Raw genomic sequence first — 9978 nt, 5'->3', positions numbered from 1 at the left:
GCCCGGTTGTGGGCCACTCGGGTGGTCGGCGGGTTGCCGGGTCCATCCCGTTGTGGGCAGTCGTTCCGCTGGGGTGATGGGGCCCCTGCTCGGGCGAGGCCGAGAGCTTGGGGAGGTGGGCGCAACGGGACCACCGGGCCGCAGACAAACAGGGGTCCGGGGCGGTGCGGTACCCGCGGGGGCCGGGGCGGAGCCCCGGCGGGGGTGCGGGGCGGAGGCCCCGCGGTGTTACGCCGCCGTGCCGAGGGCCGGCGCAGGCACCTGCTTGCGCACGAGCACCGGCTCCACGGCCCTGCGCTCCCGCAGCAGGTACCCCGCCCCGATCGCCCCCGCGATCAGCAGCCCGCCGGAGACCAGCGCGCCCCGCGCCCCCGCGAATTCCATGAGCAGGCCGAGCGCCGGCGGCCCGGCGAGCCCCCACACGGTCTTGATGCTGCCCCAGACGCCGAGCACACGGCCCCGCAGGTGGGCGGGCGGGTCGGTCTGCAGGACCGTGGTGCCGGCGGTGTCGGAGACGGACTCCACGACGGCCATCGGCAGGACCAGCACCAGCAGCACCGCGAGGGACGGCGAGAGGCCGGCGACGACCTGGAGCAGGGCCCCGGCGGCGGCGAGGATGCCGACGAGGCGGACGGACGGCTTGCGCAGGCGTGCGCCGAGGACGGCGCCCAGGATGCCGCCGACCGCGAGGACGGTGGAGACGGTGCCGAACGCCCCGGCGCCCCCGGCGAGGGGGCCGGTGACGAGGACCGCCAGAGTCAGTCCGTAATTGCGGCCGAAGACCGCGCTGATGCCGGTGATGCCTGCCAGGGCCACCAGCCGGGGCCGGCGGGCGAAGAAGACGAGGCCCTCGCGGACGCCCATGTCGTCCGCCTCACGGGGGCGCGGGGCGGCCGGCGCGGCGGCGCCCTTCACCGGGCGGAGGAAGGGGATGACCGCAGCGACGAAGAGGAAGGACACACCGTTGGCGGCGTACGCGGCGGACGTGCCGAAGAAGCCGACGGCGATGCCGGCCAGGGCGGCGCCCGCGAGCCGTCCCGCGTTGTGGACCAGGGAGCCCACGCCGATCGCCGACGGCACGTCCTCCGCGCGCACCAGGTCGTTGCCGAGGAGCGCGCAAGCGGGCCCGTCAACGGTGGCGATGAGCCCGGTGACGGCGGCCAGCGCCATGAGGATGCCCAGGTTGAGCTGGTCGAAGGCGACGAGGAAGGCCGTGACGAAGGCGACCGCGCCGAGCAGCGCCTGGCTGACGGCGGCGGTCATCTTCCTGGGCCAGCGATCGACGGCGGCACCGCCGGCCACGCCCATGAGCAGACCGGGCGCGGCCTGTACCGACAGGGAGAGGCCGGTTGCCGCCGCCGATCCGGTGATCTGCAGGACCAGCAGGTTCTGGACGGTCAGCTGCATCCACGTGCCGGCATTGGACACGAAGTTGGCGACGGACCACCAGCGCATGCTGCGGTACTTGAGGGAACGCCACGGCGAGTGGTCGGCGCGGGCGGGGACAGGGGTGGAGGAAGAAGGCACGGCGAATTACTCGGTGACGAAGTCCGGTGGACTCGGATGGCGGAATTCGGCGGAACTGGAGAAGACCGGCTGCGCTGCACGGCCGATCCACCGGATCTGTCTGCTGCTTCACCCCTCGTCGGAGGCGGTCCCACAGCGTCGCCCATGGTGGCAGACGGTCTCTCGCCGTGGCGGGGCGGCGCCGATCGCGGCACGGCCTTCCGGCCACCGTTCGCGTGCTGACCTGCGGGTTCGAACTTCTGGTGTGCTTGCTCACAGTGATCGCCCGGCATGCCCTGCGTAGTGGCCCAGGCCACAGTGGGGGTGTTGCACGGAAGAAGGAGGCAGCCATGAGCGGCGTGCGGATCGATCTCCGCGGCAGGCAGGCACTGGTGACGGGAGGGGCGCGCGGTCTGGGCGCCTCGATCACGCGGAGGCTGGCGGGCGCCGGCGCTTCCGTGCTGGTCGCCGACGTGCGCAAGGAGCAGGCGAGGGAGCTGTGCGAGGAGCTGGGGCAGGACGTGCGGTTCGTCGAGCTGGACGTACGGGACTCCGCGGCGGTCGCGGACGTCTTCCGTGAGCTGGACGACACCGGTCAGACGGTGGACGTGCTGGTCAACAACGCCGCGGTGGACGTCTCCAAGCCGATCGAGCACCTGACGGCGGAGGAGGTGACGCGGGTCGTCACCACGAACCTCCTGGGGCCGATGTATCTCTGTCTGGAGGGCTACCGCCGCATGGTGGCCCGGGGCGGCGGCCACATCGTCAACATCCTCTCCACCGCCTCGAACCGCACCTGGACCGAGGCGGGCCCGTACTCGGCGGGCAAGTCCGGGCTGCGGGCCTTCACCCACACGCTGTTCAAGGAGGCGCAGCGGGACTGCCCGGGCATCGGGGTGACGGGAATCATCGCCGGTGGCATGGAGACGCCGTTCATCATGGAGCGTTTCCCGGACGCGGACGTGTCGATGCTGCAGAGCCCGGACATCGTGGCGGACACGGTGCTGTACGCGCTGTCGGTGCCCGACGGCAGTGTCGCGTCGGAGCTGGTCGTGGTCCCGCGCAGGGAGCCGTCCTGGCCGTGATCAGCCGCTGGGCGGGCGCCCGGTCCTGAGCTTCCCGAGGACGGCCCGTTCGGCGGGACCGTGGGCGGGCCAGTTCGTCCGGGTCGCACAGCGGACGGCCCCGCGTGCCTCACGGGGAGCGCGTACCCCTGGCGGTGCGGGCGAGACGCGGCGGGGCGGGGCCCGGCCGGTCAGACGGGCAGGTGCTGTTCGGCCCAGATCGTCTTGCCGGTGGCGGTGTAGCGGGTGCCCCACTGCTGGGTCATCTGGGCGATGAGGAACAGCCCGCGACCGCCCTCGTCCTCGCTGCCGGCGCGGCGCATGTGGGGCGAGGTGTGGCCGCTGTCGGAGACCTCGCAGATGAGGGTGCGGTCGCGGATGAGCCGCAGCTGGATGGGGCCGGAGGCGTAGCGGATGGCGTTGGTGACGAGTTCGCTGACGACGAGTTCGGTGGTGAAGGAGAGTTCGCCGTCCAGTCCCCACGCCCCGACCTGGCCGGTGGCGAGGCTGCGGGCGTGGCCGACTTCCTCGGGGTCGGCGTCCAGGTCCCACATGGCGACTTCGTGGCGGTCCAGGACCCGGGTGCGGACGAGGAGCAGTGCCGCGTCGTCGTGGACGGGGCCGGCCGGGAGGGTGGCGACGATCCGGTCGCACAGTTCCTCGAGGGGGCGGGTGTGGTCGGCCAGGACGGCGCCGAGCGCGTCGAGGGCGGCGTCGCGGTCACGGCCGCGGCCCTGGACGAGGCCGTCGGTGTACAGGGCGAGGAGACTGCCTTCGGGCAGGGGGAGTTCGGCGCTCTCGTAGGGCAGACCGCCGAGGCCGAGGGGCGGGCCCGCGGGAAGGTCGGGGTAACTGACGTCCCCGGTGGCGGGGTCGACGACGGCCGGCAGGGGGTGTCCGGCGCGCGCCATGGTGCAGCGTCCGGCCACGGGGTCGTACACGGCGTAGAGGCAGGTCACTCCGAGCGCCTCGGCTTCCTGTCCGGTGTCGTCCCCGGTGACGGAGGCCTGCTCGTGGGCGTCCTGGCCGACCAGGTCGTCCAGGCGGGCGAGGAGTTCGTCGGGCGGGAGGTCGAGACGGGCGAGCGCGCGCACGCTGGTGCGCAGCCTGCCCATGGTGGCGGCGGCGCGCAGGCCGTGGCCGACGACGTCGCCGACGACGAGACCGATCCGGGTTCCGGAGAGGGCGATGACGTCGAACCAGTCGCCGCCGACGCCCCCCTTGGCGTCGGCGGGGAGGTAGCGGTGGGCGACGTCGGCGCCGGTGAGCCGGGGCAGGTTGCGGGGCAGCAGACTGCGCTGGAGGGTGAGCGCCGCGGTGTGTTCGCGGGTGTAGCGGCGTGCGTTGTCGATGCAGACGGCGGCCCGGGCGGCGAGTTCGTCGGCGACCGGCAGGTCGGCGTCGCCGAACGGGGCCGGGTTGCGGTCCCGGACGAAGGTGACGACGCCGAGCGGGGCGCCCTCGCTGCGCAGGGGCACGACGAGTCGGGAGCGGCCCGAGCCCGGCCCGCCGGTGGGCTCGACGACGGGCCGGCCCGAGGAGAGGCAGCGGGCGTGTGGTGAGCCGGGCGGGTAGTCGACCGGCTCGGGGTCGGCCGGCCCCGGGGAGCCGTTCGGGCGGCCGCCCCAGACGCGGAGGGCGCGTCGGGCGGTCGCGGTGCCGGGCGTGGGGCGTTCGCCCGCGAGGACCGCGTCGAGGAGGTCGACCGTGACGTCGTCGGCGAACTGCGGGACGCTGACGTCGGACAGCTCCTGAGCGGTGCGGACCATGTCGAGGCTGGTGCCGAGGCGGCCGCCGGCGCGTACCAGGAGGTCCAGTCGCTGCTGGGTGAGGTAGCGGTCGGTGATGTCGACGGTTTCCTCGCAGACGCCGAGCGGGGTGCCGTGGGTGTCCGCGAGGCGGTAGTAGGAGCAGGACCAGACGTGGTCGTGGTCGGGGTCGGCGGGCGGGCGGCCGCGGTAGTGGAGGTCGATGACCGGCTCGCCGGTGGCGAGGACCTGGCGCATCGTCTCCTCCAGGGTGGAGGGGTATCCGGCGGACAGGACGGAGCCCGCGCACACCATTTCGTCGGGTCCGAGGCCGGCGTACTGCGAGGTGCCCATCTCCTCGTAGAGCGCGTGGTTGGTCCACACCACCAGCAGGTCGGTGTCGTAGATGGCGAGGCCGACGGGCGACTGGGTGGCCAGTCCGCGCAGCATGGACTGGAGGGCCTCCCAGCGTTCCGTCTCACCCGCGTCGGCCAGGGCGAGCAGCCGGGCGGGGCCGGTGCCGAAGTGGGAGAGGGCGAGGGTGGCCGTGGCGAGGCGGACGATCCGGCCGTCCCGGTGACGCATGTGCATGAGCCGTCGGCGGGCTCCGGCCGCGCCGGGCAGATGGGTGGCCCGCTGGTAGGCCCCGGCCCGGTCCACGACGAACGCGCCGATGGGACGTCCCACCGCCTCCTCGGCCGGGTAGCCGAGCAGCGCCTCGGCCGCGGGACCCCAGCCGACGACGGTGCCGTCGGTGTCCAGGACGGCCGTGGCGGCTCGTGTGACGTCGAGGGGGCCTCGGAAGTCGGCACCCTCGGCTGCGTTGACCGCGCTCATGGCACCTGCCTTTTCCGTCTCCTCATGGTCGGTCCGCCGCCGCGGTGGCACAACCGGTCCCGGTCAGCCGGCGCGGACCGGGTGCGCCGGCGGCGGGCCGTCCGGTCGGCGTGCGGCGAGCAGCAGTGCGATGTCGTCGGGCCGGTCGGTGGCGTGCCGGGCCTCCCTGATCAGCCGGTCCGCCGCTTCGGGGAGCGAGGCGGTGCCGATGCCGGCGAGGGTGTCGCGGAGCCGCTCGACGCCGAGGTCGATGTCGATCCCGGGCTCCTCGACCAGACCGTCGGTGAACAGGGCGAGCAGGGCGCCCGGCTCCAGCGCCAGTTCGGTGACGGGGTAGGGGGCGTCGGCGTCGATGCCGAGGACGACACCGCCCGGCAGGTCGAGGACCTCGGTTCGGCCGTCCGGGTGGCGCAGCAGGGGCTGGGGGTGACCGGCCCGGACCGCCCGGGTGGCGCCGGTCGCGGGGTCGAGGGCGAGGTAGCAGCAGCTGGCGAACTGGCCGGGGTCGAGGTCGATCAGCAGCCGGTTGGTGCCGCTGACCACCTGGTCGGGGTCCTGACCGCTGAGGGCGAAGGCGCGCAGCGCGCTGCGCAGCTGGCCCATGGTGGCGGCGGCGGAGACACCGTGGCCCTGGACGTCGCCGATGATCAGGGAGACGCCGCGCGGGGTCTCCACGACGTCGTACCAGTCGCCGCCGACCTCCATGCCCTGGGTGCCGGGGAGGTAGCGGCCGACGGTCTCGACATGCCGGAGGCGGGGCAGCCGGTGCGGCAGGAGGGCGTCCTGGAGTCCGCGGGCGAGGGCGGCCTCGGAGTCGTAGCGCTGGGCCCGTTCGAGTGCCTGGGCGATGAGTCCGGCGAGTGCGGTGAGGACGGTGCGCTCCTCGGGGCTGAAGCCGCGCGGCTGGTCGAAGCCGAGGATGCAGGAGCCGACGGGCCGGCCCGAGGCGATCAGCGGCAGGAAGGCGCGGGCGCCGACGTGGGCGTCGAGGGGGATGCCGGGGTACGCGGAGGCGAGGCGCTGCATGGACTCGAAGAAGATGGGCCGGCCGGTGGTGAGTGTTTCGACGCCGGGGAGCCGGGCGTCGAGTGGGACGCCGTCGAACCGGTCGAGGAAACCCTGGGGGAAGCCGGTCTCCCAGGCCAGCTGCAGATGCCGCTCGCTCAGCAGGTAGATCGCGAGCTGGCGGCCGCCGAAGGCGGGCAACAGCTCCTCGGTGACGACGGCGGAGACCTGGCGGGCGGTGACGGCCTCGGTGAGGGCGATGGCGAGGGCGACGGGGCGGTAGAGCATGGCCGCCCGGTCGGCCGGGGAGCCGAGTGCGGCGGGCGGTGCGAGCCCGCCGCCGGGGGTGGTGACTCCGGCGCCGGGGGCGGTGCCCGGTCCGGCATCGTAGGTGGGCGCCTGTGCCGTGTCGATGGTGGCGGTCACGCCGTCGTGGCCCGGGTAGAGGGAGACGGCCAGCCACTTCTTGGGCCCCCGCTGGGCGAGGAAGTACACGGGGTCGTGGGAGAGCAGGGCGGCGCGGAAGTGGTCCTCGTAGGCGGGGCTGCCGAACCACGGCAGGGCCTCCCAGAGGACGCGGCCGACCAGCTCGGAGCGGGCGAGGCCGAGGAGGGTCTCGGCGCCGTGGCTGACGAAGGTGATCCGGCCGAGCCGGTCGAGGGAGAAGACGCCGCGCGGGAGGCGGTCCGCGGCGGCGGCGACGATCGGTCCGGTGCCGGGGTCGACGAGGAAGCCGGTCACATGGCCGTGCGGGGCGGTGGGTGGCGGCCCGTCGGCCGGCGTGCGGCCGGCCGCGGCCGGCGGGCCGCCGGGTCCGTGCCTGTCCGGAGCCCCGGGGCCCGGCACGGCGGGCGCTTCCGGCGGGGCCGGTGGGCCGACCCGGAACCGCAGGTCCGCCGGGTCGATGAGGCCGGGCGGGCCGAACAGGTCCGGGGGGCCGGACGGGGCGCCCGGGCGGGCGAGGGCGGACGGGCTCAGCGGTTCGTACGTGCCGGACCGCGCCGCCGCGTCGGACCGCCCGTACCGGCCGGCGTGGCCGGACGGCTCGGCCGGCACGGTGCGGCGGCCGGAGAGTTCCAGCAGGTACGGCCGCCCGTCGGGACCCTTGAGCCAGATCCGTCGGGTCACCGGCAGATCGGAGTCGGCGGCCTGGCGGGCCACGGTCCACAGGCCGTACACGTCCTCCGGGGCGAGCAGCGGGGCGAGGGCCTCCATGGTGGTGGGGAAGCCGTCCTCCTCGGCGCCCAGGATCTGGCGCAGCTCGTCGTCGGCGGTGACGGTGCCGTCGTCGATGTCCCAGTCGAGGTGGCCGATCCGCACGGGCGGGGTGGCGGCGGCGGGCAGCTGGACGGGCACGGGCTCGCGGTCCCATTCGACGGGTGTCCCGTTGGCGGCGAGTTCCGCGAGGTCGGCGCCGAGACGCTGGGCGGCCTGCTGGAGCCGCCGGCGGTCGCCCTGGTCGACCGGCTTTCCGGGGGTGGCGGTCCGGAGTACCACAAGGACGCCGAACCGGTCGTGTCCGCTGGTCACCGGCATGTAGAGGGAGCCGAACGGGAACGGCAGGCCGGCCATGAGCTGGGGGAAGCGCCGCATGGCCTCCTCCGCGTCGCCGAGCAGCACGGGCTCGCCGGAGCGGTAGGCGTCGGCGACCGGGTAGGGCCGGTTGGCGTGCATGCGCCACCAGGGGTGGAAGAGGGCGCTGGGGAGGCCGGCCAGCACGGCGAGCCGCAGCAGTCCCTGGGCGCGGGAGCGCAGATAGACGCCGCCGGCGTAACCGCCGACGGACTCGACCGCGCTCACCGTGGCCTGAGCGAGGACCAGTGCCAGGCCGTCCGGGACCCGGCCCTCGCTCGGCGGACCGCCCGGCATCGTCCCGGCCTCGCTCGGCGGGAGGTGCCCGGCGTGGCGGTACCAGGACACACAGACAGGATGCTCCTCGACGGTGGTGTCGCGCACCTTCGTGGAGCATCTTCTTCCACCTGGCTGTCGTCGCAGGTGAGCTATGTTGAGCAGGAGCTTGACAAGAAGGAGGCACGCCGGTGCCATCAGGGCAGCAGGCACGCGCACAGGCGGCCGCGATCACTCCGGGCCGCCGGAGCCCGGACGCGGAGGCGGCCCCTACCGATCCCACGGACCGGGTTCTGGCGCTGTTCGGCGGCAGCGGTCATCGGCTTTCGCCGGGCCAGCGGCGGATCGCCCAGTACATCATCGACCACCTGACCGAGGCCGCGTTCCTGTCCATCACGGACCTTGCGGAGCGCGTGGGGGTGAGCCAGCCGTCGGTCACCCGCTTCGCCACGTCCCTGGGGTACAGCGGTTTCCCGGCCCTGCGGGAGGCGCTGCAGCCGATCGCGCTGAGCGCGGTGGCGGGTACGCCGGAGGTCCGCGAGGAGAACCGCCGCAATGAGCTGCAGGCGGCCATCGACGCCGAGATCGAGAACCTGGAGAGTCTGCGGCGGGTGCTCGCCGACCCGGGCCAGGTGCTCGAGGTGGGCCGGGCGCTGGCTCATTCCGTCCCCTTGACGATCCTCGGTCTGCGTATTTCCGTGTCCCTGGCGGAATACTTCGCGTATGCCGCCAGGCGGATCCATCCGGACGTGCGCCTGGTCACGAGGGGCGGCAGCGTCGCTTACGACGCGCTGCTGCAGTCCCGCGAGGCGGGTGGCACCTGGGTGCTGGCGTTCGCGATGCCGCGGCACGCCAACGAGACGCTGGGGGCGATCAGGGCCGCCCGGCGGACCGGGCTGAAAGTGGCGTTGATCACGGATTCGACGCTCGGACCGCTGGTGGACGAGGCGGATGTGACGCTCGCGGCCGGTACCGGCTCGCGGCTGGTGTTCGACTCGTACGCGGCTCCGGGGGTGCTGTCCGCGTCAGTGCTGCAGGCGATGGCCGATGCCAATCCGGAGCGCACCCAGGTGCGGCTGGAGGGGTACGAGCAGGTCGCTGAGCAGCACGATTTCTTCCTGGAGGACTGAGGCGGCAGGCCCTCGGAGAGGGGCGTTTTCACGCCATCGCGGCGCATGAAATTTTTCATGCTCTTGCTTACTCGACGGTATATATATTTACTGCTCGCACAACCCCGGCGTACCACCGGGGCACACCCCCCGAACACTTCCGGGACGGCGAACCCTCCTCATCGTCGTCCAGATGGTGTTCCACAGCGGGCGTCCGCGTCGCGGATGCCCATGGCGGCCCCGGTCAACCCCTGGGCCGGGGCCGCCAGACTTCCACCCGGGCTCAGGTGGCGGTGGCGGCCAGTCTCGCGCGCGCCACGGCCAGGGCCTGCTCCAGCTGCCGCGTTCCGGTCGTCACGCACAGCGTGTACGTGACGTCGTCGAGCCGGCGTTTGAGATCGGGAGCGAGAGCCAGGTCCTGGGATGCGGTGCAGAGGGACTCGTAACGGGCCACGAGCTCACGGAGCACCGCGGGATGCGCCAACAACATGGACGTACCTGCCTTTCCCACAGCAGAAAGCACAGAGAGACAGAGAGAGGGATGTCGACGCGACGTCCCTGAGGCCGGGCGTTGCGCCGGCCGCCGAACCGGGGACGCCCTCCCCGCACAAGGATGTGCCCGCGCTTTCCGCTCCTCACACGACATTGTGATGCAACCGTGACGGATTTGCGCATCAAGGACACAGGCCGCGACTCCGCTCCCTTCACGCTCCGGCCGTCGCCCGGATCCTCGGCCCGCTCGGCCGGGATTTCACATCGTCGCCGGCGCTTCCCGGCTCACCCGGGTGGCCGCCATGAGGTGTCGTCCGCTTCCCGGCGCGCTCCACTGGAACCCCGCGGCGAGTTGGTCGCCCGCGGCAG

Annotated in this window: 6 protein-coding genes; 2 read left to right on the top strand and 4 right to left on the bottom strand. The window is 73.6% G+C overall.

Features of this window, described 5'->3' with window-relative positions:
• Positions 1-228: 228 nt before the first annotated feature.
• The gene (locus ACY34K_RS26665) at positions 229-1455 is read right to left on the bottom strand and encodes an MFS transporter (protein ID WP_462751452.1); all 1227 of its coding nucleotides are present in this window, start codon (positions 1453-1455) and stop codon (positions 229-231) included.
• A 401-nt stretch (positions 1456-1856) separates the two neighbouring features.
• Here ACY34K_RS26665 and ACY34K_RS26660 point away from each other — a divergent pair, with 401 nt between their 5' ends.
• On the top strand, positions 1857-2591 hold the full coding sequence (locus tag ACY34K_RS26660; protein ID WP_462751446.1) for an SDR family oxidoreductase: 735 nt from the start codon (positions 1857-1859) through the stop codon (positions 2589-2591).
• 170 nt (positions 2592-2761) lie between these two features.
• On the opposite strand, the gene ACY34K_RS26655 is transcribed toward ACY34K_RS26660, so the two are convergent.
• Positions 2762-5155 (bottom strand): SpoIIE family protein phosphatase, encoded by a 2394-nt coding sequence (locus tag ACY34K_RS26655; RefSeq protein WP_462751444.1) that lies wholly within the window; start codon positions 5153-5155, stop codon positions 2762-2764.
• A gap of 63 nt (positions 5156-5218) precedes the next feature.
• Entirely contained in the window at positions 5219-8029 is a 2811-nt protein-coding gene (locus ACY34K_RS26650; protein WP_462751450.1) for a SpoIIE family protein phosphatase, read from the bottom strand.
• A 170-nt stretch (positions 8030-8199) separates the two neighbouring features.
• On the opposite strand from ACY34K_RS26650, the gene ACY34K_RS26645 reads away from it, so the two are divergent.
• A complete protein-coding gene (locus ACY34K_RS26645; RefSeq protein WP_462751442.1) occupies positions 8200-9138 on the top strand; it encodes a MurR/RpiR family transcriptional regulator in 939 nt (312 codons plus the stop codon).
• 262 nt (positions 9139-9400) lie between these two features.
• Here the strand turns inward: ACY34K_RS26645 and ACY34K_RS26640 are convergent, their stop codons facing one another.
• On the bottom strand, positions 9401-9607 hold the full coding sequence (locus tag ACY34K_RS26640; protein WP_462751440.1) for a DUF5133 domain-containing protein: 207 nt from the start codon (positions 9605-9607) through the stop codon (positions 9401-9403).
• Between the last annotated feature and the right edge of the window lie 371 nt (positions 9608-9978).

Source organism: Streptomyces sp. STAM6, assembly GCF_054963715.1.
Note: the sequence above shows the minus strand (reverse complement) of the source record. Positions and strands in the feature narration are given on the sequence as shown.

Bases quoted from the DNA above. Each gene is read 5' to 3' on its own strand.
- ACY34K_RS26665 (WP_462751452.1), bottom strand. From the start codon at position 1,455: ATGCGCTGGTGGTCCGTCGCCAACTTCGTGTCCAATGCCGGCACGTGG.
- ACY34K_RS26660 (WP_462751446.1), top strand. From the start codon at position 1,857: ATGAGCGGCGTGCGGATCGATCTCCGCGGCAGGCAGGCACTGGTGACG.
- ACY34K_RS26655 (WP_462751444.1), bottom strand. From the start codon at position 5,155: ATGAGCGCGGTCAACGCAGCCGAGGGTGCCGACTTCCGAGGCCCCCTC.
- ACY34K_RS26650 (WP_462751450.1), bottom strand. From the start codon at position 8,029: ATGCCGGGCGGTCCGCCGAGCGAGGGCCGGGTCCCGGACGGCCTGGCA.
- ACY34K_RS26640 (WP_462751440.1), bottom strand. From the start codon at position 9,607: ATGTTGTTGGCGCATCCCGCGGTGCTCCGTGAGCTCGTGGCCCGTTAC.